This window comes from Corynebacterium provencense (assembly GCA_900049755.1).
Lineage (GTDB): Bacteria > Actinomycetota > Actinomycetes > Mycobacteriales > Mycobacteriaceae > Corynebacterium > Corynebacterium neomassiliense.
This window is the reverse complement of sequence record LT160593.1, coordinates 1,144,962-1,168,351: the sequence shown is the minus strand read 5'-3', so window position 1 is coordinate 1,168,351 and position 23,390 is coordinate 1,144,962. Positions and strand designations below refer to the sequence as shown.

Genomic DNA, 23,390 nt, shown 5'->3' with positions numbered 1-23,390 from the left:
AGTTTCATAGGACAGTGGTAAGTTGGTTACCGACATTTTGGTGGCCGGCCCTCTACAGACCAGCCAGGTTCCGGAGAATGGAGGTCTTGCAGTACTTCCGTAACCGACACTGAACTGACTGTGCAAGGATGAGTTTCGTCTTCGTGGCGAGGTAGCGGTGCCAGCCACCTGGGAATAGTCAATCAATTCTCGTATTCTGATGACGAGGAGTGCCCCAAGGGCCGCCGTGCGGAACCGGTCACTGCCGCAGTTACTAAACTGCCAGATCAACCTTCACCACCGTCACCGGGGATCATTTCCCACGGTGGCGGGCCAGCCTCCGCGTGAACGCCGCCCGGAAACTGCTCGACCGTGGTGAGAATGTCGGCACCGCCGCCAGAAAGGTCGGATACTCCCACGCCTCCGGGCTCACGAAGACCTTCAGAGAGGTCCTCGGGATCACCCCGAGCGGGTACATCCGGCAGCGCCGGTGGCTGCACTGACCCCGCCCTACCCCCCGGCGGTCACCCGGTACACGTCGAACACTCCCTCAACATTGCGCAGCTGGTTCATCAGGTACCCCAGCTGCTTGATGTCGGAGACCTCGAAGGTGAACCGGCACACCGCCACCCGGTCCTCGGAGACATGGGTGCTCGTCGCCATGATCGGAACTTTCTGCTCACTGACCACCCGGGTCACCTCAGAAAGCAGCCCCGTCCGGTCCAGGCCCTCGATCTGCAGGGTCACCATGAACACGGCATTGCTCACGTTCGAGGCCCACTCCACCTCGATCAACCGCTCAGGTTCGGCATGGAGCTTCGCGGCATTGGTGCAGTCCGTCCGGTGCACGGACACCCCACCGCCCTTGGTGATGAAACCGAAGATCTCGTCACCTGGCACAGGGGTACAGCACTTCGCCAGCTTCGCCGAGAAATCGGCGTTACCCTGCACCAGGATCCCCGAGCCGTCACCACGCCCCGCCTTCACCGCCTGCTGCGGTGTCGACTGACGCTGCCTCCCCGTCCTCGTCTCCGGGATGTCGTCGACATCCTCACCGGCGTCACCCTGGTAGATCTCCTTCAGGAGATTGATCACATGCCCCGCCGTTTCACCACCCGAGCCCACGGCAGTGTAAAGGTCGTCCACACTGTCACGGTGCAGGGACGTCGCCACCGTCTTCAAGGCCTCAGCAGTGACCAGGCGCTGCAGGGGGATACCCGTGCGCTGCGCCTCATGCGCCAGGGCGTCCCTCCCCTTCTCCAGGGACTCCTCCCGACGCTCCTTGTTGAACCACGCCCGGATCTTGTTGCGCGCCCGCGGGGAGACCACGATCTTCTCCCAGTCCTTCGACGGGCCCGCATGGGCGTCCTTCGAGGTGAACACCTCGACCTTGTCACCGGTGTGGAGCTCAGTCTCCAGGGCCACCAGTTTGCCGTTGACCTTCGCCCCGATGCACCGGTGCCCCACCTCCGTGTGCACCGCGTAGGCGAAGTCGATCGGGGTGGACCCCGCCGGCAGGGTGATGGCGTCCCCCTTCGGCGTGAAAGCGAAGATCTGGTTCGTCGACAGGTCGTAACGCAACGAATCCAGGAACTCGTTCGGGTCGGCGGCCTCCTTCTGCCAGTCCAGCAGCTGGCGCATCCACGCCATCTGGTCGACCTCCGCATTGTCCCCCTTGTGGGACCCCTTAGTCTCCTTGTACCGCCAGTGGGCGGCAATGCCGTACTCCGCCTGGTAGTGCATCTCGTGGGTGCGGATCTGCACCTCCAGGGCCTTCGCGTCCGGTCCCAGCACCGTGGTGTGCAGTGACCGGTACACCCCGAAACGCGGCTGGGAGATGTAGTCCTTGAACCTTCCCGGCATCGGCTGGTACAGAGAGTGCACCGCACCGACGGCCGCGTAGCAGTCCCGGACATCGTCGACCAGGATACGGATCCCCACCAGATCGAAGATCTCGTCGAAGTCGCGGCCCCGGACGATCATCTTCTGGTAGATCGACCAGTAGTGCTTCGGCCGGCCCACCACATCGGCGACAATGTGCGCCTCCTTCATCGTCGCCTGGATCTCGTCGATCACCTTCGCCAGGTACTGGTCCCGCTTCGGGGCCCGGTCGGCGACAAGCCTGACGATCTCCTCGTACTTCTTCGGGTACAGGATCGCGAAGGACAGGTCCTCCAGCTCCCACTTGATCGTCGCCATACCCAGCCGGTGCGCCAGCGGGGCGATGACCTCCAGGGTCTGCCTCGCCTTCTTCGCCTGCTTCTCCGGCGGCAGGAAACGCATCGTCCGCATGTTGTGCAGCCGGTCGGCGACCTTGATCACCAGCACCCGCGGGTCATTGGCCATCGCCACGATCATCTTGCGGATCGTCTCGGCCTCGGCGGCCGACCCCAGGGCCACCTTGTCCAGCTTCGTCACCCCGTCGACAAGCTGGGCGACCTCGGGACCGAAATCGCGGGTCAGGTCCTCCAGGGAGTAGTCCGTGTCCTCCACCGTGTCGTGCAGCAGCGCGGCAACCAGGGTCGTGGTGTCCATGCCGATCTCCGCGGCAATGTTCGCCACCGCCAGAGGATGGGTGATGTACGGCTCCCCGGACTTCCGCAGCACACCCTCGTGCAGTTTCTCCGCGGTCGTGTACGCCCGGTCGAGCAGCTCGATGTCCGCCTTCGGATGGTAGCGGCGGTGCACCGCGATGAGAGGACCCAGCACCGGATTGATCCGGCTCCTGCCGGTGAGACTGCGCGCGATCCGCGCCGCCATCCACAGCGAGTTCTTCTCGTTACTCATGCCTCACCGTAACTCTCCCGGGGTGTCACCCCGCACCGGTCGTCCAACCTGCGTGCCGGGGATCTGGTCACGCAGGTACATGCGTGTGCTGTAAGAGTAACGGCACAGCGGCACTGACCGGCAACAAGGGCACCTATCGACCCGCAGAGACCACGTACAACGGCAGATCGGAGAACCTGCTGCGCCCGTCCAGTTCGGTGACCTCCAGAGCGACAGCCACCCCGCACACCACACCGCCGGCCCGTTCAATCAGCCGCCGGGACGCCGCCAACGTACCTCCGGTCGCCAGAACGTCATCGACCAGCAGAACCCTCTTCCCCTGCAGGTCTAGACCTTCCGCGGGGATCTCCAACGCCGCCGAACCGTACTCCAGGGCGTACTCCTCGTGCAGCACCGGCGGCGGAAGCTTGCCCGCCTTACGGACAGCCAGGATGCCCACCCCCAGCTCCACCGCCACAGCAGAACCCAACAGGAAACCACGCGCATCGAGGCCGCCGACGAGATCCGGACGGCACGGACCGCACGCGTCCGCCAGGTCATTGACGATGAGTCGGAAACCGTGGGCGTCCGCGAGAACCGGGGTGAGGTCCTGGAAGACGATCCCCGGTGCCGGGTAGTCGGGCACGAAACGGGTCAGGGTCTTCAGCGCCCACCGGGCGTCAGCCCCTGCCGGGATCTCTGCAGCGGTCACGCGTCCTCCTCGCCTTCAGCGGCACTGTCGGTGACCGGATGGTCGGTGGAGATCCACCGGTCCATGTTCCAGCTCAGCCCCGTGTCCGTTCCCGAATCACTGACGTCAGTCACCGTACCTGCCACGGCCGTCAGCCGCGGCTCAACCGACAGGGGCACTGTCACGGCCTCCTGTGCCAGAGCCTGCTCGGCCTCCCTGATCTGGGAGACCGTCGAGACCGGGGACGCCGTCACCGACGGGTTACGCCCGTAGGCTGTCCTCGTGTCCAGGACGGCGTCGACGTCACGCCCCAGCACACCGGGAAGGTCGAAGGCCGCCGCGGGAAGCTGGACGGCCTCCACCGTCACCCCTGCCGCAGCACACGACGTCGTCACCGCCTCCACCTCCGCGGCGTAGCGGGGCCGGTCCGCGGGGAAACCGACACGGACACTTACCCCGCCGAGGACCGCCCTCGTCGCGGCGGGATCGTAGCTGCTGTCTGCGGTGGCGGACGGGGTCAATGCCTCGGCCCTGTCTCTTTTACACCTCTAGATGGGGCTAAGAGACAGGAGGAGGCCAGTCCGCGGACCAGGCGGGGGGTGGGTGTGGACCCCCCGCCCACTGGCACCCGTGGACGTGGCGACCGCCGCGACGACGGCGTCCCGGTCGATGCACCGGGTGAAGGCCCGGCGGTTGTCGGCGGTGGCGAAAACACCGTCTGTGGCCAGGGTCAGGCCGTCGATCCTGCTGCCTGTCGTCCGGTCCACGGTGAACCCGGCCGCCGCCAGATCGGCGTCGGTGGGCTGGCCCGGGCGGACTGCGGCGTCCACCACGTCCGCGGTTCCGTTGACCGCGCGTGCCAGGTCACCACCACCGGTGACGACGATGCGGTCGATGCCCGGACGGTCTCCCGACCATTCAGGGTTGGCACTGAGCAGCAGCGCCCCGTCGCCTTCCCGGGCCTCTATCCGGAACGGACCGTAGGTCGGCACGGTGGCGGGGTCAGTCGTCGCCAGGTCGAAAGTCGACGTCCAGGACCGTCCCAGGGCGGCCAGCGCGTCGGGGTCCCCGGTGTTCACTGCGTCGACGACATCCGGCACCCCTGCCGCCGAGGCCACCGTGTGCGAGGGAAGAACCTCCCCGGGCCCGAAGAGCTCGCGGTACCGTTGTCCGGCGCCCGCATCGAAGTCGACCCGGAACTTCTTCTCCCCCGCCACGCAGCTGACGTCGCGGACACGGGTCATCAGGCCGGGGTCGGAGGCGAAGAGATCGGTCCGGTGCGCGGCGACCCAGGACAGGAGGAAATCGTCACAGACCACAGGCGCACCGTCGGAGTAGGTGGCGGTGTCGGCGATGACGTAGTCCACGGCGTCCGGGTTGCCGTCCTCCGGGGTCGCGGTGACCAGGTCCGTGTTCGGCAGGAGCCTGTTTCCTGGCCCCGGGATGAAAGCCCCGGGGTACAGCCTGGCGGACAGTTTCGCCGCGTCCGTCACCACACCGGTGGAGGACGCCGCGTTAGTGGTCACAGGTGTGCTGTCGAGGACATAGGTGAAGTCCTCCTCCGTTGTGGCCCCGTCCTCGCCGTCCGTGCCGCACGAGACTGTCACGGCCGCTGCCGCCACCGCCACGGCCACGGCCGCGGCTCCCCGGCAGGCACCGGGGCGGGCCCGCCGACTGCAGCGAGTTCCCGGGCACGGGCCACGCGGGCGTCATGGTCCCGGTAGCGGCGCTGACGGGCCTTCAGTGTCACAAGCAGGGGTGCGGAGAAGTAGATGGAGCTGACCGTACCTGCGACCACACCGGCCAACTGCACCAGGGCGAGATCCTTGAGGGTTCCCACACCCATGAGCCACACCGCGACGACCAGCAGCGCTGCGATGGGTATGACCGAGAACAGGGAAGTGTTCAACGAACGCATGATCGTCTGGTTCACCGCCAGGTTGACCTGCTCCCCGTAGGTGGATCTGGTGGAACTCAGTACATCCTGGGTGTTCTCGTGGACCTTGTCGAAGACGATGACCGTGTCATACAGGGAGTACGCCAGGATCGTCAGCAGGCCGATGACAGTCGCCGGGGACACCTCGAAACCGACCAGGGAGTACACACCGGCCACCACGACACCGTCGAGCACGAGGCTGACGATCGCGGAGATCGCCATGTCCCTCTCCAGACGGATGGTGATGTAGACGAAGACGACCGCGAGGAAGACCACCATGCCCAACAGCATGCGCTGGGTGATCGACTGGCCCCACGATTCCGAGACGGTGGAGTCACTGATCGCGTCCGGACTGGGGGTGCCGCTGTTGTCCACCGGTGTGAAACGGTCGTAGAGCGCGACCCGGGCGTCCCGGATCTGATCGTCGGTGAGACGTTCTGCGGTGACCTCGATGATCCTGGAGTCCCCCGAGCCGACGATCTGGGTGGACTGGGGTTCCACCCCCGTGGCTTCCTCGAAGGTCTCGGAGACGGAGCTTTCTGTCGCACCGTTCGACGGAGGCATCGACATCTTCGTGCCTCCCTCGAAGTCGATGCCGAGGGTGAAGCCCTTCACGGCGATGACGGCGACGCACGCCACGCACAGCAGCGCGTACATCCAGTACCACCGGCGACGGGTGCCGACGATGTCGAATCCGCCCTCACCGTTGTACATCCGCTCCATGAAGCCGGCCGGCCTGAGGGTTGATGTGGTCTTGGCCATGGTCACTTCTCCTCTCCGGTGGTGGCGTCCTTGTCCGTGGCAGGGGTGTCGGCGCCCCCCGTGTCGTTCTGCCCGTCGGTGACGGGCGTGTCCTTCTGCCCGTCGGTGACGGGCGTGTCCTTCTGCCCGTCAGACGAGACCGTGGCAGCTGCACTCTCACGGGCCCTGCGCCTCTCCGCGGCACGGAACGCGGAATGCAGTCCGTTGAGGCGGGGGCTGGCGAAAGCCTCCCTGCGGGAGACCAGGATCACCAGCGGAGCAGTGACGAGGAAGGCGATGACCACGTCGAACACCGTGGTCAGTCCGAGAGTGAAGGCGAAGCCCTTGACGTTGCCGACAGCGACGAAGTAGAGCACCAGGGACGCCACGAGGGACACCACGTTACCGGTGATGATCGTCGCACGTGCCCGCTTCCACGCTCGCGGCGCAGCGGAACGGAAGGTCGAACCCCTGTGGATCTCGTCCTTGATCCTCTCGAAGTAGACGACGAAAGAGTCCGCCGTTGTACCGATACCGATGATCAGACCGGCGACACCGGCGAGATCGAGACTGTAGTTGATCCAACGACCCAGCAGCACCAGACCGCCGTAGATCAGGATGCCCGAGGTCACCAGGGACAGCAGGGCGATGATGCCGAGACCCCGGTAGTAGGCCAGGGCGTAGACCGCCACGATGGCCAGGCCGATGGCACCGGCGATGAGACCGGCCTTCAGGGACGCCGAGCCCATCGTCGCGGAGATGGTCTCGGCGGTGCCGCCCTTCTCCCCGTTCTCACCGGTGAAGCTCAACGGGAGTGCACCGTACTTCAGGTTGTTGGCGAGGTCTCTGGCTTCCTGCTCGGTGAAGTCACCGGTGATCTGGGTCCCCTGACCGACCGGGGTGGGGCTCTGGATCGTCGGAGCGGAGATCACCCGGCTGTCCAGGGTGATCGCGATCTGGCTGCCCATGTACTGGGTCGTCAGGTCCGCCCAGGTCTCACTGCCGGGGGTGGAGGCCCCCTGCTTGAACCCGAAGGTCACGACCATCTGGTTGGTCTGGCTGTCCAGCCCGCCGAAGATGTTGGAGTTCGGGTCGATCATGTCACCGGTCAGGCGACGGGCATCTGGGCCGTCGGTCTCACCTTGGAGCAGCGGAGCCGGGTCGAGCAGCATCGGGCTTCCGTCGTCGCTGCACGTCACCAGCGGCTTCGCGGGGTCGTCGGCGCCGGCCAGAGGATCGTCGGGGGCGTCACAGGCCAGCAGGAGGGCAGCGGAGTTCTGGGTGTTCGGGTCGGTGGACTGCCGGTCGGTCTTCAGCACCTCGACCATCTCGTTGCGACGGTCGGTCTCCTCGATGGAGTTCGCCGGAGGCTCGGGTGCCTTCACGGTGACGGTGGGTGCCTTGTCCGGGACGGTGATCCCCTGCGCGCCCTTGAGATTCGTTGTCGCGTCCGACAGGTGGGTGTTCGCCTCGTCAACGGTGAGGATACCGTTCTCCACCCAGCGGTTCGCCATGTCGGTGAGGGTTCCGAAAAGCTTGTCGTCGGGGTTGCTTCCGGTACCCACCGGGCGGAACAGCAGCTGGGAGGTCTGGCCGAGGGAGCGTGCCTGGGAGGAGTCCTCCCCCGGGACAGTGATGACCAGGGTGTCGCCGTCGGTGACGACCTGGGCCCCGGAGACCCCCATGCCGTTGACACGGTTCTCCAGGATCCGACGGGCCTGCTCCAGCTGGGAGTCGGAGGGGTTGCCACCCTGGGGCACCAGCGTGACTCGGGTGCCGCCCTGCAGGTCGATGCCGAGTTTCGGTTCGGCTTTCCTGTCTCCGGTGAAGAAGACCAGACTGTAGATGACGACCACGAGGGCGAGGAAGAAGAACAGTGCCTTGACGGGCCACTTCCTCGCCCTGGCGGCTGCTGCACCCGTTGAGCTCACGCTTGTTTCTCCTGGGGTTCGAGAGGACTGCGGACACGAGGCCGCGCACGCCACCGGTGGTGAAGTACGGGCAACCCCGGAGAGTTTAGACCCTCATCCTGGCAGGAGACCACAGCCGGTCCCCCGGTGGCGGGGTCAACGCCGGTTGTCGTTGTCCTCGTCGTCGCCGTGGTTGCCGCCCGTCCCGCCCCCGTGCGAGCCGTCAGTCCCGTCTGTGTTGCCCGTGCCCCGGTCACTGTCGGCGGAGTCACCACGGTCGCCGGTGCCGGAACCTGCGGCTCCTGTGGCGGTGCCGGTGTCGAGTGAGGACAGGTCGTCGGGGACCCGGCCCACTCCACCGTCGAAGTCGGCGGCGCCGGTGAGGTGGTCGGCTTCAGCTGTTCCGGGGTCCACGGCGTCGACGAGCTTGAGGACTGCGGCCCTCTCCCAGGTGGTGACGATCCCGGGTGAGACCTCGATGTCCACGGTGGTCTCACCGACCGAGACAATCCGTCCGTGAAGCCCGGAGGTCAGCTGGACGACCATGCCGGGGGTCAGACTGGACTGGAAGGACCGTATCTCCCCGATCTGCCGGGACTGCTTCCTCATCTGCAGCAGCGGCAGGCCCAGGAAGACGAGGACGACGAGTATGAGAAGAATGAATTCCATGCGGGCCAGTCTGCCACAGACCCGCCGGAGGCCCGCAGACAGGGTTCACGCCGTTCACTGACGCGACGCGGCCGGGGCAGGTTTTCCCGCCGGACGACTACGGGGTCGGCGGTTCCAGCCCGAGATGACGCCACGCCGCTGGAGTGGCGATCCGTCCACGGGCGGTCCTGGCGACCATGCCGGCACGCACAAGGTAGGGCTCGCACACCTCCTCGACGGTGGACGGTTCCTCCCCCACCGCCACGGCCAGGGTGTTCACCCCGACAGGTCCTCCACCGTGGACACGCACCAGGGAATCGAGCACCGCCCGGTCCAGCCGGTCCAGACCCAGCTCGTCGACGTCGAAGACCACCAGGGCAGCCCTGGCGACTTCCACCGTGATCCTGCCGTCAGAACGCACGTCGGCGTAGTCCCGGACCCGTCGCAGCAGCCTGTTGGCGATGCGAGGCGTTCCCCGGGACCGTGAGGCGATCTCGGCCGCGGCGTCCGCGGTGATATCGACGTCGAGGATACGGGCGGCACGGGTGACGACCCTGGTCAGGTCGGCGGTCCCGTAGAACTCCATCTGCGCGGTGAAACCGAACCTGTCCCGCAGCGGCCCGGTGAGCATTCCCGCCCTGGTCGTCGCGCCGACGAGGGTGAACGGGGGAAGCTCGATGGGGATGGACGTCGCCCCCGGACCCTTGCCGACGATCACGTCGATCCGGAAATCCTCCATCGCCATGTAGAGCATTTCTTCGGCCGGACGTGCCATCCGGTGGATCTCGTCGATGAACAGGACATCGCCCTCCATGAGGTTCGACAGCATCGCGGCCAGGTCCCCCGCGCGCTCCAGGGCAGGGCCGGAGGTCATCCGCAACGCGGTACCGAGCTCCTGGGCGATGATCATCGCCATGGTGGTCTTGCCCAGACCCGGCGGTCCCGCCAACAGGACATGGTCAGGGACGACTCCACGGGAACGGGCACCGCCGAGCACCAGGTCAAGCTGACTGCGGACCTTGGGTTGACCGATGAACTCCCCGAGCGACCGGGGACGCAACGACAGTTCGGCGTCCCCGTCATCCGGCAGCTGCGCAGCCGACAGGTCAGCGTTCGGCCCCGCACCCGACGGGGGGACGCCACCAGCTGACATCCCTCCGAGATCGAACTCGGTCCTCTCGATGTCTCCCATGCCCGTCTCCTTCCGCTACTGTTCTCGCCCGAGCCGGGCCAGTGCGCCCCGCAGAAGGGCCGAGGCGTCGGACGCCGCCCCCGGATCCTCGTCTGCCATGGCAGCGACCACCTCCGATGACCGCTCCTCCGGGAAACCGAGCCCCGACAGTGCCTCGACAACCCGGTCCCGGACCACCGGGTCGATCCCCTCCGCGACAGCCGGGGTCTCCCTGCGGGGTACCGCAGGTCCGGCATAGGCGTCCAGTTTGCCCTTCAGGTCCACCGCCATGCGTTCGGCGAGACGTTTGCCCACCCCCGGAGCCCGCTGGAGGGTCTTCACGTCACCCTCCGCGACGGCTGCAGCGATCTCCACCGGGGTGAGCACGGACAGCAGGGCCATCGCCATCCTCGCACCGACGCCGGACACACTCTGCACCAGGGTGAACAGTTCCCTGCTCGCAGCGTCCGGAAAGGCGTACAGGGTCTGGGAATCCTCCCTGACCACCATGGAGGTCAGTACCCTGACCGTCTCCCCTCTGGGAAGACCCGCCAGGGTCCGTGCCGTTGCCTGGCACAGGTAGCCGACCCCCGCGCATTCAATGACCACGTGGTCCGTTCCCTTGTCGAGCACCGTTCCGTGCAGGGATGCGATCAACGACGTCCACTCCTCGTCTTTTCAGGTGTTGTCCCGCCGCACACCCGGGAAGCCTGTCCAAGTTCTGCGGTGCGCGCGATGAACGGGGCACGCCAGCAGTGGCAGACCGCGAGGGCGAGGGCATCGGCGGCGTCCGCAGGCTTCGGAGGTTCAGCGAGCCCCAGGATCCGCGTGACCATGCTGGTGATCTGGCGCTTGTCTGCGCGACCGTTCCCGGTCAGGGCCTTCTTCGCCTCGCTGGGAGTGTACTGGTGCACCTCCAGGCCACGTCGGGCAGCCGCGAGCATGAGGACACCGACAGCGTGGGCGGTGTTCATCACGGTGGAGACGTTGCCACGTTCGAAGACCCGCTCAATCGCCACGACATCCGGGCGGTAGTCGTCCATCCACTCCTCGACGGCGGAGGACAACCTGAGCAACCGGACCGACAACGGAGCATCATGCGGGGTACGGACCACACCGACCGCCACCGGCAGCACCGACCGGCCGTGACCGCCCTGAACCACCGACAGCCCGCAGCGGGTAAGGCCCGGGTCTATGCCCATCACCCGCAGTCCCTGCAGTTCAGCCACCATGATCTCCACTTCCGTACCGTTGCACCACCGCCGGCGATCATAGCACAGGTGTGCGATATCCCCGTGAGGTGAACGTCACTTACAGGGCCGGTGGACTCCTCAGGGTCCTCGGGTAGGATCATGTCCCGATGAAACCACAGAAGATCTACCGCATCGTCGCCGACATCGAGGCCGTGACCTGGGCACTCCTCATTTTCGGCATGCTCCTCAAGTACGCTTTCGACGTCACCGAAGTCGGGGTGAAGATCGCCGGCCCTGTCCACGGCCTGGCCTTCATCAGCTTCATTGTCCTGACGGTCCTCGTGTGGGCGAACAACCGCTGGTCACCGCTGCGCGGTCTCGTCGGTCTGGCCAGTGCCGTCCTGCCGTTCTGCACCGTCCCGTTCGAACGCTCCTCGGCGAAGGCCGGTGCCCTCGACGGTGACTGGCGTGCGGACAACCCCCTGACCGCACCGCTGACCGGTCACCCTCGGCTCGCCGCAGGAGTTCTCGGAGGCGGCGTCCTCGTCATCTTCGCTGTCATGCTCGTCATCGGCGGGCCTTTCGGCTGAGAGGCCCCCTGACCCCGGGGCAGTTCCGTGCCGGTCCCGGGCCATTCCCGTGCCGACCCCGGGACTAAGTCGCTCTGGTCACTCCGCGTCGAGTTCTGCGAGGACCTCGTCAGAAACGTCCATGTTGGTGTAGACGTCCTGGACGTCGTCCGATTCCTCCAGCGCGTCAATCAGGCGGAGGATCTTCCTCGCACCGTCGGCGTCCAGGGGCACCTCGACCTCGGCCCGGTAGTCCGGGTCCGCGGAATCGTAGTCGATGCCGGCCTCGGTCAGTGCAGCTCGCACGGTGCTGAGGTCGGCGAGGTCGCAGACCACCTCGAACTTGTCACCGAGGTCGTTGACCTCCTCGGCGCCGGCATCGAGGACCGCCATCAGAAGGTCGTCCTCGGTGTTGTCGCCCTTGTCCAGGATGATGACACCCTTGCGGTTAAACATGTAGGACACCGATCCGGCGTCCGCCATGTTGCCCCCGTTCTTGTTCATCGCGGTGCGCACATCCGTCGTCGCACGGTTGCGGTTGTCCGTCAGGCACTCGATGAGCATGGCCACACCGTTGGGTCCGTAACCCTCGTAGACGATGGTCTCCCAGTCTGAGCCGCCGGCCTCTTCACCGGAGCCACGCTTGCGGGCGCGCTCGATGTTGTCGTTGGGCACGGAGGCCTTCTTGGCCTTCTTGATCATGTCGTCCAACGTCGGGTTGGCCGACGGATCACCACCACCGGTCCGGGCTGCGACCTCGATGTTCTTGATCAGCTTCGCGAACTCCTTGCCGCGTTTGGCGTCGTTCGCAGCCTTCTTGTGCTTGGTCGTCGCCCATTTCGAGTGGCCGCTCATCGGATACCTGCTCTTCCTCGGTCGATTTCTGTCGTCACCATCGTAGTCCACCCCCGCCTGTTTCCCGTCGACAGGTGACGGTATTCCACCCGTGCACCGCACACCCTTCCACAGGGTCAGGCGGAGCCGGGACCGGACGCCACAGATTCGAGGAACAGGCGGTGCATCCGGGTGTCCCCGGTCAGTTCCGGGTGGAAGGAGATCCCCAGGACAGAGCCCTGACGTACCGCGACAACGGCACCGTCGGAGACGCCGGCGGTTCTGTCGTCCACCCGTGCCAGGACCTCGACCCCCTCTCCCACCCTCTCGACCCGCGGAGCCCGGATGAACACCGCATGGACCGGGGCAGGCCGGCCGGCCACGGCGGCAGGCAGGTCGGCAGGGTCGGTCGTGCCGGCAGGGTCGGCAGTGACATCTGTGATTCCTGTGACCTGCAGATCAGTCTCGAAGGAATCGACCTGCCGGCCGAAGGCGTTACGGCGCACCGACACATCCAGTGCTCCGAGACACAGGGCGTCCTCGCGGGTGTCCAGGATCTCCGAACCCAGCATGATCAGTCCTGCACAGGTGCCGAAGGCGGGCAACCCCTCGGCGAGCAGGCCACGCAGTGGTCCGATCATTCCGGAGATCTCCAGCAGTTTCGACATGGTCGTCGACTCCCCGCCCGGCAGCACGAGCCCGTCCAGACCGTCGAGCTGGCTGCGTCGACGGACCAGCCTGGTCTCCACACCGAGGCCACGCAGTGCACGCTCATGCTCGGAGACCCCTCCCTGCACCGCCAGGACACCGATCAGCGTGTGCGGGGCCGGTGCGGAGACCGCAGAACCTGTGACCTCCGCAGCGTCGGCCGGGTCTCCGGCCCGCTGTCCCGTGGCGTCCTGCAGACCGACCCGCCGCACCCTCACCGGCCGGTCTCCTTGAGAGGCATGGCCTGCCTGCCCGGAGCAAGGGTGCGGGTCAGCCCCTCCTGGGTCACCGAAGCGACCAGGTCACCCTGCTGGTTGAAGATCCTGCCCGTGGTCAAAGCCCGACCTCCGTGCGCCGACGGCGACGTCTGGTCGTAGAGCAGCCACTCGTCGGCGCGGAACGGCCGCATGAACCACATGGCGTGGTCCAGGGAGGCCTCCTGGACCTCCTCACCGCGGTGGGGAACCGTCGCCGATCCCAGCAGGGTCATGTCGGACATGTACGCCAGGGTGCAGATGTGGAAGGTCTCGTCGTCCGGGAGGGGAAGCCGGGAGCGGAACCACACCACCTGCTGGGACGCCGCATAAGGGTCGTGGTCGAACTGGTCCGGGGGCACGATGCGGATGTCCCAGTCCTCCCAGTCCTTGGCGAACGCCCGGGTCGACGGCCGGGTGTCCGACAGATCCTGGACGATGTCCTCCGGACGGGGGACTTTGCGCATCGTGTTGGAGTGCTCCGGGCCGTGGTCGTCACGGACGTGGAAGCTGGCCTGCATGAGGAACAGTGTGCGTCCGTCCTGCACGGCCTTGACCGACCGGACCCGGAAGGACCTGCCGTCACGGACGTTCTCCACGAGGAAGATGATCGGACGGTCCGAGTCACCGGGGCCGACGAAGTAGCCGTGGAGCGAGTGCACCCGGTACTCCGGGCCGACTGTGCGGGTCGCGGCCACGAGAGCCTGGGACGCCACCTGTCCACCGAAGGTGCGGCTCAACGCGGAGGGTATGACCTGCCCGCGGTAGATCCCGGTGTCGATGCGCTCCAGGTCGAGCACATCGGTGATCCGGGGACGCCGTTGCGTCGGTGCGTCCCGTCGTCCCGGTTCGGTGGACGTCATTGTTTACCAGCCTCTCTCCGCCAGCCTGTGCGGCTGCGGAATCTCGTCGACGTTGATTCCGACCATCGCCTCGCCCAGGCCCCGTGAGACCTTGGCGATCTCGGCCGGATCATCGTAGTTGAGGGTGGCCTGGACAATCGCCTTCGCGCGCTTGACCGGGTCACCCGACTTGAAGATTCCGGAGCCGACGAAAACTCCCTCGGCCCCGAGCTGCATCATCATGGCGGCATCGGCCGGAGTGGCGATCCCGCCCGCGGTGAACAGCACCACAGGGAGTCTACCTGCAGCGGCCACCTCACACACGAGTTCATAGGGTGCCTGCAGCTCCTTGGCCGCCACGTACAGTTCATCGGGGGCCATGGACCGCAGGCGGTTGATCTCGGCCCGGATGGTGCGCATGTGCGTCACCGCGTTGGACACGTCCCCGGTACCGGCCTCTCCCTTGGACCGGATCATCGCCGCGCCTTCGTTGATGCGCCGCAGGGCCTCACCGAGATTGGTCGCACCACAGACGAAAGGCACGGTGAACCCGAACTTGTCGATGTGGTTGCTGTAGTCGGCGGGAGTGAGGACCTCGGATTCGTCGATGAAGTCCACGCCGAGGCTCTGGAGCACCTGCGCCTCGACGAAATGGCCGATGCGCGCCTTGGCCATGACGGGGATGCTCACCGCGTCGATGATCCCCTCGATCATGTCCGGGTCGGACATACGGGAGACCCCGCCCTGCGCCCGGATGTCGGCGGGGACCCGCTCAAGTGCCATCACGGCGGTGGCTCCGGCGTCCTCGGCGATCTTCGCCTGATCGGGGGTGACGACGTCCATGATGACGCCGCCCTTGAGCATGTCGGCCAGCCCGCGCTTGACGCGTCCGGTTCCTGTGGTCTGGGTGCTTTCGCCCATCGCGATGGTCCTCACTGTCGGTGTCTGGGATTCTGTGCGTGCCTGACTGTGCCTGACTGTGTCTGACTGTGTCTGCAGGTCACGCACGTCCGGTACCGGGGACCGCCGGATCCGGGGCATGCTCTTCCACACACCGTCGGATTGTCCTAGGACAGTTCCTTTCCCGTCTACCCGGGAGATGATAATGGCCTAGGCCAAAATTGGGAAGCCGCGGGCGGGATCCGTCACCACGACTACTGCGAACTGTCCCCCACCGACATCGCCTCATAGTAGGCGGGCAAGGGTGCCGACCCCGCCAGACGGAACACCCTGACCACCGGACGCGACCGGAGCCCCAGGGTGTCCCCCACGGCATCGTTGTAGAACCGGGCGGCAAGATCGACCTTCGTCGACGCGGCGACGAACGACGGGCTCGCGATGTCCTCCCTGTCCAGCTCCTGCAGCAGCACATTCTCGGCGTCCGACCTGGCACCCATGTCCTCGGCACGCAGTGCCAGCCCGCCGGCCCGGCTGACCGCCGGCAGCAGGTCCGGCCGCAGCACCCCGATCACCGCGGCACAGGTCCGGCCGCAGCACCCCGATCACCGCGGCACGGGCCTGCAGCGCACCCTCCAGATTCACCCGGGCCGAATCAGTCCGGATGTGCAGACGGTTGAGCCGGGAAGCGAGTCCCGACAACCAGATACCGACCACCACGACCACCGCGACGGCCACCACCGCGACAAGAAGCCACCCGGGAATCATGACGGCACAACCTTCCTGCCGGGGGTGACCACCGTCTCGTAGACCTGCTCGACCCTGGTGGTCACGGTCTGCCAGTCGAAGTCCCGGGCACGCCGCGTCCCCCGGACCGTCAGTTCACGGCGCCCCCCGGTGTCGGAGAACAGTTCGACGACCGTCCTCGCCAGATCCCGGGACGAACCGTTGGCGAACAGTCTTCCCGCCCGACCACGGTCGGTGACCGCGGCGAAAGCGGGGATGTCGCTGGCTACCACCGCCGCACCGGCGGCCATCGCCTCGACCAGGACGATGCCGAAACTCTCACCACCGGTGTTCGGTGCGACATAGACGTCGGACGCCGCGAGTGCCGCAGCCTTGTCCGCGTCACTGACCCTGCCAAGGATCCTCACAGTGGGACGGGTGCTGCCGTCACCGACCCGGGAGACGCCCTCCCGTCGGAGCACCTCGTGAAGCTCCGTGACATCCCCGCCGCCGGCGACGACGACCTCCAGATCCGGCACAGCCGCCAGTATCCGGGGCAGTGCCCGCAGAAGTACGGGGAACCCCTTGCGCGGTTCCCCGAACCGGCCGAGGAACATCAGGCGGGGCCGGTCGGGGTCCAGTTCCGGCATCGGTTCGGCGGACCGGTACATCGCCGTGTCCACCCCGTTGGGGATGAGGACGGGATCCCCTGACAGCATCTCCACCTGCCACCGACGGGCCTCCTCGGACACCGCGATGCCCGCGTGGATCTTCTCCAGGTACGGCCTGAGCACGGGCAGGAAGGTCCGTAGTACCCGCGACCCGCTCGCCGAGGCGTGGTAGGTGGCCACCAGCGGCCCGTCAGCCTCTGCCAGGGTGATCATCGAGTAGCTCGGGGAGTTCGGTTCGTGGATGTGGACCAGGTCGAAGTCGTGCTCACCGATCCAGCGGCGCAGGTGCCGCCACGTGCGCGGGCCGAAGGCCAGCCGGGCCACTGAACCGTTGTACGGGATCGAGACGACCCCTCTTCCCAACTCGACGAAGTCGGGCACGTCCGCGGCGTCACTGCCGGGGCCGATGAGACTGACCTCGTGCCCACGGCGCTGCAGTTCCTCGCACAGTTCGATGGCGTGGATCTGCACCCCGCCGGGCTCGTCGAAGGAATACGGGCAGACCATCCCTATCTTCACGGCCGGGTGTCCTCCAGCCCCAGGCGCCTGCGCCTGGACTCGGACAGGTCGCTGAACCACAGGGGCTGCAGCAGATGCCAGTCACAGGGATGCGCCGCGATGTTCTCGGCGAAGCGGTCCGCCTGTACCTGGACCATCTGCTCCAGCGGCAGGGAACTGTCGATCTCCTCGTCGATGACGAAGCCCCAGCCGTCCCCGGTGAAGTAGGAGTGCACCGGCATCACCGCGGCGCCGGTCTCCTGAGCCAGACGGCAGGAGCCGGCAGGCATGCTCGTACGCTCACCGAAGAAGTCGACCTCGACACCGTGGCCGGACAGGTCCCGCTCCCCCATCAGGCACACCACACCACCTGCCCGCAGGACCTCGCGCAGACGCCCGAAAGGCGGCTGTTCCCCTCCGGACAGTGGAAGAACCTCGAATCCGAGGGACTCCCTGAACTCCACGAAAGCCTCGAACAGGCTCTCCGGCTTCAGTCTCTCCGCCACCGTGGTGAACTGGCCGAAGGTGTTGACCAGCCAGACCCCCGCCATGTCCCAGTTTCCCGAGTGCGGGAGGGTGAGGACCACTCCGCGTCCCCGGTCACGGGCAGCGACGAAGCGTCTGATGTCCTCCGGGTCGAATCCGGCGTCCAGTTTCCGGGCCAGTTCAGGCCCGGCGATGGAGGGCAGTCGGAAGGCCTCCATCCAGTAGCGCATGTAGGAGCGCATGGAGTCCCGCACCAGGCGCCGGGTGACGTTGGCGTCCCCCACCACCCGGCCGAGGTTCGCCCGCAGCTGTTCGGGCCCTCGGCCGTGGTCGGAGACAACGTCCGCGATGATCTGGAAGGCCTTGGCCGCGACCGGTCCGGGGACTCTGCGCACCACCGTCCAGCCGGCCCGGTAGGCCAGGGACGTCAGTCTCTCCGACAGGGTCGGACGGTCGGGATCTGTCACGCGTGAGGTCCTCTCGTGCTCAGGATGGTGGGGCGCACACGGTTCGGGCGCCGGCTAACGCTCCGGGATGTCGGCGTCCGGAAAGTCCTTCGCCCCCGTCGGTGCTGCGATGGTCTCCTGCGCCAGACTGGAGCGGGCGACGATGACCAGTCTCTCGACCACGGTGTACACCGACCCGACGGCGAGGATGATCAGTCCGCCGCCGAGGACGTAGGGGACGCCGAGACCGGACAACCCCAGTGCCACCAGACCGATGATCAGTCTTTCCGGACGTTCGATCAGACCACCGTCGACCTTGATCCCCGACGCCTCGGCCCGAGCCTTGACATAGGAGGTGACCTGGCTGGCGACCATGATCACCAGCGCACAGGCGAACAGTCCCCGGTACGGTTCGTGGTCGTGCTGGAAGGCCATCCACCAGGCGATGCACCCGAACAGGACGCCGTCGGTGATGCGGTCGCAGGTGGCGTCGAGGGTGGCGCCGAATCGGGTACCTCCCCCGCTCATCCGGGCCATTGTCCCGTCGATCATGTCACTGGCCACGGCGATGCCGAGCAGTACGGCGGCGGGGAAATGCCAGCCGGTGGGAATGAGTGCGACTGACAGCACCACGGCCAGGGTCGTCGAGACGATCGTCACCGTGTTCGGAGTCACCCCCCAGGACACCAGTCTCCGGGCGACGGGTTCAACCACCACCGCCGCGGGACGCCGTCCGCGCACACTCAGCATTACTCTGTCTCCTCTGCACCTTCGTCAAGTTCCTGCCATGCTGACGCCAGCAGCTCCCTGGTCTGCGCCAGGGCCTGGACCAGGACCTTCGTCCCGCCGATCACCGTCATGAAGTTCGCGTCACCGGTCCACCGCGGGACAATGTGCTGGTGCAGGTGGCCGGGAACCGACCCTCCTGACGCCCGTCCGAGGTTCATGCCGATGTTGACGGCGTCCGGGTCCGAGACCCGGCGCAGCACGCGCACCGCCTTCGCCGTGAACGCGGAGAACTCCACGGTCTCCGAGTCCGTGAGGTCCTCGTAGGAGGCGACCTTCCGGTACGGGATGACCATCATGTGACCAGGATTGTACGGGTACAGGTTGAGAATGCAGAACACCTCACGCCCCCGCGCCACGATCAGCCCGTCCTCGTCACTGCCCGAGGGCAGGTCCACGAACGGGTCCTCCGGACGGGTCTGCTCGGCGACATACAGTGACCTGTAGGGGGCCCACAGCCTGGTCAGACGGTCACCGACACCTGCCCCGTGGTCGGTCACCGTACCAGGCCGGCCGTCAGCGGAGCGCGTCAACGGCTTCCCCGGTCGGCTGATCGTTCCGGCGGGACGACACCCACTCGGCGATGATCCGCACGGCGTCCTCCTTCGGCACCCCGTTGACCTGTGTGCCGTCAAGGAAGCGGAAGCTCACCGCACCGGCTTCGACGTCCCGTGCCCCGGCGAGGAGCATGAACGGCACCTTGCCCGTGGTGTGGTTGCGGATCTTCTTCTGCATCCGGTCGTCAGAGGTGTCCACTGCGGCGCGGATGCCGTGACCCCGCAGTTCCGCGGTGACCTCCTCAAGGTACGGGATGAACTCGTCGGCGACCGGAATGCCGGTGACCTGGTGCGGGGCCAGCCATGCGGGGAAGGCACCGGCGTAGTGCTCCAGCAGGACGCCGAAGAACCTTTCGATCGAACCGAACAGGGCGCGGTGGATCATCACCGGGCGCTGCTTGGAACCGTCGGGGGCCGTGTACTCCAGGTCGAATCGTTCCGGAAGGTTGAAGTCCAGCTGCACCGTGGACATCTGCCAGGTACGGCCGATGGCGTCGCGGGCCTGGACGGAGATCTTCGGGCCGTAGAAGGCCGCGCCGGCCGGGTCAGGGACCAGGTCCAGTCCCGACCGCTCGGCGACCTCGCGCAGGGTGTCCGTCGCCTTCTCCCACACCTCGTCGGAACCGACGTACTTGTTCGGGTCCTTCGTCGACAGTTCCAGGTAGAAGTCGTCGAGACCGTAGTCCTTGAGCAGGGAGACAATGAACTCCAGCACGGTGGTCAGCTCGGTCTGCAGCTGGTCCTCCGTGCAGTAGATGTGGGCGTCATCCTGGGTGAATCCGCGGGCACGGGTCAGCCCGTGCACCACACCGGACTTCTCGTAGCGGTACACGGTGCCGAACTCGAACAACCGCAACGGCAGTTCACGGTACGACCTGCCCCGCGAGGCGAAGATGAGGTTGTGCATCGGGCAGTTCATCGGCTTCGCGTAGTAGTCGACGGCCTGGCGGGTGATGTTGCCGTCGGCGTCCCGCTCCTCGTCCAGCTTCATCGGAGGGAACATGCCGTCGGCGTACCAGTCGAGGTGCCCGGACTTCTTGAACAGGTCCCCCTTGGTGATGTGCGGGGTGTTGACGAAGGAGTAGCCCGCGGCGATGTGACGCCGGCGCGAATGCTCCTCCATCTCCATACGCACGGTGGCACCGTCCGGGTGGAAGACGGGGAAACCGGAGCCGATCTCGTCGGGGAAGCTGAACAGGTCCAGCTCGGCGCCGAGACGCCGGTGGTCCCGCTTCTCCGCCTCCTCGAGCATCGTCTGGTACTCGTCGAGAGCCTCTTTCGACTCCCATGCGGTCCCGTAGATGCGCTGCAGTCCGGGCTGGGACTGGTCACCGCGCCAGTACGCCGCCGAGGTACGGGTCAGGGCGAACGCGGGAATGTACCTGGTGGTCGGGACATGGGGACCACGGCACAGGTCATACCACTCCACCTCGCCGGTGCGCGGGTTCACGTTCGAGTAGGCCGTGAGCTCACCTTCGCCGACCTCGACCGAGGCGTCCCCCTCGGGGATGTCACCACGCGACTTGTCGTCGACCAGTTCCAGTTTGAAAGGCTCGTCGAGGTAGTCCTGCCGGGCGGCCTCCACGGAGGGGTAGGTGCGCCGCTCGAAGCGCTGACCGGACTTGATGATCTTCTTCATCGTCTTCTCGAGACGCTTCAGATCCTCAGGGGTGAACGGCTCGGCCGGTTCGAAGTCGTAGTAGAAACCGTCCTGGATCGCGGGGCCGATTCCGAGCTTCGTGCCGGGGAAGTCCTTCTGCACCGCCTGTGCCAGCACATGGGCGCAGGAGTGGCGGATGACGGAACGCCCCTCTTCGGTGTTCGCCGGCACCGCGGTGACCTCGGTGTCCGTGTCCGGAGTGAAGGCCAGGTCGCGGAGGTTGCCCTCGGCGTCCTTCACACAGACGATCGCCTCCGGCCCCTTGTTCGGCAGGTCCAGGGGGCGCATGGCCGCACCGGCGGACTCTCCGGCGGGAACGGTGAACGTCACCGTGGTGCCGGTGACCTCCGGGTTTCCGATTCCGTTGCCGGCGTCCAGTGCTGTTTCACTCACGGGTGGTGTGCTCCTTACACAAAGGTGAAGACGGTCACATACCTGGTGACAGTCATAATTCCGTCCACCACCTTACCTGCCGCTCACCCGGCCTCATTCCCCGGCCACAGAACAGGCACACAACAGGCACACAACAGGGGTAGGACGCCTAACCGAGCAGCTTCTCTCCCCAGTACTCCCCTTCAGCAGTTCCCGGAGGAATGAAGAACACCGCCGATCCCACGTGGGATATCCACTCGTTGAGCCGGTCACCGTCGGCCAGCCTGCGCTGCACCGGGATGAACGACGTCCGCGGGTCCGTCTGGAAGCAGGTGAAGATCAGCCCCGTGTCCGCCAGAGCGACAAGGTCCGCGTCCTCCAGACCGTCGGCACGGGCCGCGGTGACAGGCAGATCGTAGTTGTAGGCGCGCCGCAGCATGCGCTGTCGGGTGTCACCGTCATGCACGCCGGCCAGGGCGATGTGGGCGTGCGCGTCGATGACAGGAAGACCGTCGTCTCCGATGGCGGCCAGGTCAGGCTCGTCGAACTCCGCTCGACCGGTCAGAGGGGCCCCTTCGGTGATTGTCCGCCCCATGGACACCTCCCGGGTCGTACGGTCCGCAGACTCCCACAACGGCATGTCGAACGCCACCCGGCGGATCACCATGCACGTACCACCGACATGCGCCGGGTGGGACGCCTCAGCGTCGTCGATCCACACCTGCTCGTCGAAGTCTGCCTCTGTGCGCGGATTGACTGTGCCGTCCTTGAAGCCGAACAGGTTCCGCGGTGTACCCGGCTCGCCGTCAGGTCCCACGGGAACATCCAGGAATCCGGTCTGGGTCCACGACGGGCGGGCATAGTCCGCCCCGCCCCGGACAAGTATGCGCAGGGCGTGGGAAACCGTGGTCCTGTCGTCCCCGCAGACCTGGATTACCAGGTCACGCTCACCCCAGCGGGGGTCGAGCCGGTCGGTGCTGAACGCGGGGAGGGGGCCGAGCCAGCGGGGGGCTCTGTCTGCGACCCCGGCGGCGGTGAACAGCCCGCGACCGAAACCGCAGGTGACGGTCAGCCTGCCCGGGTCTGACGACAGTTCCGGTTCCAGGTCGGCCAGTACCGGCTCACCGGAGCACATCCTCCGGGCGTCCGAGGTCCAGATGTTCAGGAGTCTGCGGACTTCCTTCGGCCCGACACCGTCACGCAGTGTGAAGGCGACGGTCGTGTTGTGTGCCTGCACCGGGGTCGCGATCCCCGCCTGGTGGGGACCGTCGAAGGGGACGACCGGGTCAGGGCGGTCGGCGCCCTGCTGATCCGCGGAGCTGTCAGTGCCGGCCTCCCCCGATGAACAGGCCGTGGTCACCCCGGCGGCCGCGGTCGCTGAGACCAGGCCGACCGTGGTGAGGAAGGAACGCCTGCTGAGCTGTCCGGAAGACGAGTGTCGCTTCATCGAAGTCACCGTCGCTCTCTGCCCGCTGTCAGTGCTGTCCGGAATCGTCCGCATGACCGGTCTCGTGAGCGGCTCCAGAACTCTCCGTCCCGTCCATGCCGTCCATACCGTCCATGTCTCCCATGTCCATCCCGTCGGTGCCGTAGTCCTCGTGCCCGGACTGCTGCACCCGCACCGGAATGTCGGCGAGAGTGTAGATCGCCCCGTCCTCCGCGGTGAGGGTAAGGGTGAGCTGGTCACCGGCGGCGATGTCGTCATGGTTCTCCATGATCATGATGTGGTGTCCGCCGGGTTCCAGTGTCATGGAACTGTTCGCAGGGATGGTGAGACCGTCTGCGGTCTCCCGCATCACGCCGTCGACGACCTCGTGGTACTGGTACACGGCATCAAGGTCACCGGTCACCTTCGTCAGGTGGATGTCCTTGTCAGTGGAGTTGGTGAGCTCGCCGAACACTGCCGTCATGTCCTTGTCCGCGGTTTTCGCCGCTGCCGGGCCTGTCGACGGTGCCTACGACGACAGTTCCTATGACGCTGATCCCTACCGCGGAAGTGCGGATGCAGGGGCCGGTGCGGTGGACGGGTACGAGGGAGACGGGGGAGAT

At 66.5% G+C, this 23,390-nt stretch carries 22 protein-coding genes and 2 pseudogenes; 2 read left to right on the top strand and 22 right to left on the bottom strand.

Features of this window, described 5'->3' with window-relative positions; all coding sequences use genetic code 11:
• Nucleotides 1-275: 275 nt before the first annotated feature.
• A pseudogene (locus BN3906_RS14250) lies at nucleotides 276-482 on the top strand (helix-turn-helix domain-containing protein); the annotation flags it as partial.
• Between the two features lie 7 nt (nucleotides 483-489).
• Here BN3906_RS14250 and BN3906_RS11715 read toward each other — a convergent pair.
• From BN3906_RS11715 to ruvC, 10 genes are all read right to left on the bottom strand, one after another.
• Nucleotides 490-2,766, bottom strand: a complete 2,277-nt coding sequence (locus tag BN3906_RS11715) for a RelA/SpoT family protein (protein ID WP_066588614.1) — start codon at nucleotides 2,764-2,766, stop codon at nucleotides 490-492.
• Nucleotides 2,767-2,899: 133 nt separating this feature from the next.
• Nucleotides 2,900-3,457, bottom strand: a complete 558-nt coding sequence (locus BN3906_RS11710) for an adenine phosphoribosyltransferase (protein WP_066588611.1) — start codon at nucleotides 3,455-3,457, stop codon at nucleotides 2,900-2,902.
• Entirely contained in the window at nucleotides 3,454-3,957 is a 504-nt protein-coding gene (locus tag BN3906_RS15230) for a periplasmic substrate-binding domain-containing protein (RefSeq protein ID WP_066588608.1), read from the bottom strand. The genes BN3906_RS11710 and BN3906_RS15230 overlap by 4 nt, the downstream gene beginning before the upstream one ends.
• A 27-nt stretch (nucleotides 3,958-3,984) precedes the next feature.
• On the bottom strand, nucleotides 3,985-5,070 hold the full coding sequence (locus BN3906_RS11700) for an ABC transporter substrate-binding protein (protein ID WP_066588604.1): 1,086 nt from the start codon (nucleotides 5,068-5,070) through the stop codon (nucleotides 3,985-3,987).
• On the bottom strand, nucleotides 5,040-6,134 hold the full coding sequence (gene secF, locus BN3906_RS11695) for a protein translocase subunit SecF (protein ID WP_261797006.1): 1,095 nt from the start codon (nucleotides 6,132-6,134) through the stop codon (nucleotides 5,040-5,042). The genes BN3906_RS11700 and secF overlap by 31 nt, the downstream gene beginning before the upstream one ends.
• Nucleotides 6,135-6,136: 2 nt before the next feature.
• Entirely contained in the window at nucleotides 6,137-8,044 is a 1,908-nt protein-coding gene (secD, locus tag BN3906_RS11690) for a protein translocase subunit SecD (RefSeq protein ID WP_066588601.1), read from the bottom strand.
• Between the two features lie 135 nt (nucleotides 8,045-8,179).
• A complete protein-coding gene (gene yajC, locus BN3906_RS11685) occupies nucleotides 8,180-8,692 on the bottom strand; it encodes a preprotein translocase subunit YajC (RefSeq protein WP_147592957.1) in 513 nt (170 codons plus the stop codon).
• A 97-nt stretch (nucleotides 8,693-8,789) separates the two neighbouring features.
• Nucleotides 8,790-9,863, bottom strand: a complete 1,074-nt coding sequence (gene ruvB, locus BN3906_RS11680; RefSeq protein WP_066588599.1) for a Holliday junction branch migration DNA helicase RuvB — start codon at nucleotides 9,861-9,863, stop codon at nucleotides 8,790-8,792.
• 15 nt (nucleotides 9,864-9,878) lie between these two features.
• Nucleotides 9,879-10,499: a Holliday junction branch migration protein RuvA gene (gene ruvA, locus BN3906_RS11675; RefSeq protein WP_066588597.1), complete on the bottom strand. Its 621-nt coding sequence runs from the start codon at nucleotides 10,497-10,499 to the stop codon at nucleotides 9,879-9,881.
• On the bottom strand, nucleotides 10,496-11,074 hold the full coding sequence (gene ruvC / locus BN3906_RS11670) for a crossover junction endodeoxyribonuclease RuvC (protein ID WP_066589927.1): 579 nt from the start codon (nucleotides 11,072-11,074) through the stop codon (nucleotides 10,496-10,498). The genes ruvA and ruvC overlap by 4 nt, the downstream gene beginning before the upstream one ends.
• 128 nt (nucleotides 11,075-11,202) lie before the next feature.
• Here ruvC and BN3906_RS11665 point away from each other — a divergent pair, with 128 nt between their 5' ends.
• Nucleotides 11,203-11,625 carry a DUF3817 domain-containing protein gene (locus BN3906_RS11665; RefSeq protein WP_066588594.1) on the top strand — a complete coding sequence of 141 codons (423 nt, stop codon included), beginning with the start codon at nucleotides 11,203-11,205 and terminating at the stop codon, nucleotides 11,623-11,625.
• Between the two features lie 78 nt (nucleotides 11,626-11,703).
• On the opposite strand, the gene BN3906_RS11660 is transcribed toward BN3906_RS11665, so the two are convergent.
• From BN3906_RS11660 to BN3906_RS11605, 12 genes and pseudogenes are all read right to left on the bottom strand, one after another.
• Entirely contained in the window at nucleotides 11,704-12,459 is a 756-nt protein-coding gene (locus tag BN3906_RS11660; RefSeq protein WP_066588591.1) for a YebC/PmpR family DNA-binding transcriptional regulator, read from the bottom strand.
• Nucleotides 12,460-12,575: 116 nt separating this feature from the next.
• Nucleotides 12,576-13,253 (bottom strand): pyridoxal 5'-phosphate synthase glutaminase subunit PdxT, encoded by a 678-nt coding sequence (pdxT, locus tag BN3906_RS11655; RefSeq protein ID WP_066589924.1) that lies wholly within the window; start codon nucleotides 13,251-13,253, stop codon nucleotides 12,576-12,578.
• 107 nt (nucleotides 13,254-13,360) lie between these two features.
• Nucleotides 13,361-14,263, bottom strand: a complete 903-nt coding sequence (locus BN3906_RS11650; RefSeq protein ID WP_066588588.1) for an acyl-CoA thioesterase — start codon at nucleotides 14,261-14,263, stop codon at nucleotides 13,361-13,363.
• 3 nt (nucleotides 14,264-14,266) lie between these two features.
• Nucleotides 14,267-15,163: a pyridoxal 5'-phosphate synthase lyase subunit PdxS gene (gene pdxS, locus BN3906_RS11645; protein ID WP_066589922.1), complete on the bottom strand. Its 897-nt coding sequence runs from the start codon at nucleotides 15,161-15,163 to the stop codon at nucleotides 14,267-14,269.
• A 233-nt stretch (nucleotides 15,164-15,396) separates the two neighbouring features.
• A complete protein-coding gene (locus BN3906_RS11640; protein ID WP_261797005.1) occupies nucleotides 15,397-15,714 on the bottom strand; it encodes a hypothetical protein in 318 nt (105 codons plus the stop codon).
• Nucleotides 15,715-15,903: 189 nt separating this feature from the next.
• Nucleotides 15,904-17,055 (bottom strand): glycosyltransferase family 4 protein, encoded by a 1,152-nt coding sequence (locus BN3906_RS11635; protein ID WP_066588575.1) that lies wholly within the window; start codon nucleotides 17,053-17,055, stop codon nucleotides 15,904-15,906.
• Entirely contained in the window at nucleotides 17,052-17,987 is a 936-nt protein-coding gene (locus BN3906_RS11630) for a phosphatidylinositol mannoside acyltransferase (RefSeq protein WP_066588568.1), read from the bottom strand. Before BN3906_RS11630 ends, BN3906_RS11635 begins: the two co-directional genes overlap by 4 nt.
• A 54-nt stretch (nucleotides 17,988-18,041) precedes the next feature.
• Nucleotides 18,042-18,716: a phosphatidylinositol phosphate synthase gene (pgsA, locus tag BN3906_RS11625; protein ID WP_066588557.1), complete on the bottom strand. Its 675-nt coding sequence runs from the start codon at nucleotides 18,714-18,716 to the stop codon at nucleotides 18,042-18,044.
• Nucleotides 18,716-19,285: an HIT family protein gene (locus BN3906_RS11620; protein WP_066588550.1), complete on the bottom strand. Its 570-nt coding sequence runs from the start codon at nucleotides 19,283-19,285 to the stop codon at nucleotides 18,716-18,718. Before BN3906_RS11620 ends, pgsA begins: the two co-directional genes overlap by 1 nt.
• Nucleotides 19,269-21,257: a threonine--tRNA ligase gene (gene thrS / locus BN3906_RS11615; RefSeq protein ID WP_227871261.1), complete on the bottom strand. Its 1,989-nt coding sequence runs from the start codon at nucleotides 21,255-21,257 to the stop codon at nucleotides 19,269-19,271. The genes BN3906_RS11620 and thrS overlap by 17 nt, the downstream gene beginning before the upstream one ends.
• 253 nt (nucleotides 21,258-21,510) lie before the next feature.
• The gene (locus tag BN3906_RS11610; RefSeq protein ID WP_066588541.1) at nucleotides 21,511-22,788 is read right to left on the bottom strand and encodes a Dyp-type peroxidase; all 1,278 of its coding nucleotides are present in this window, start codon (nucleotides 22,786-22,788) and stop codon (nucleotides 21,511-21,513) included.
• Nucleotides 22,789-22,816: 28 nt separating this feature from the next.
• A pseudogene (locus tag BN3906_RS11605) lies at nucleotides 22,817-23,260 on the bottom strand (copper chaperone PCu(A)C); the annotation flags it as partial.
• Between the last annotated feature and the right edge of the window lie 130 nt (nucleotides 23,261-23,390).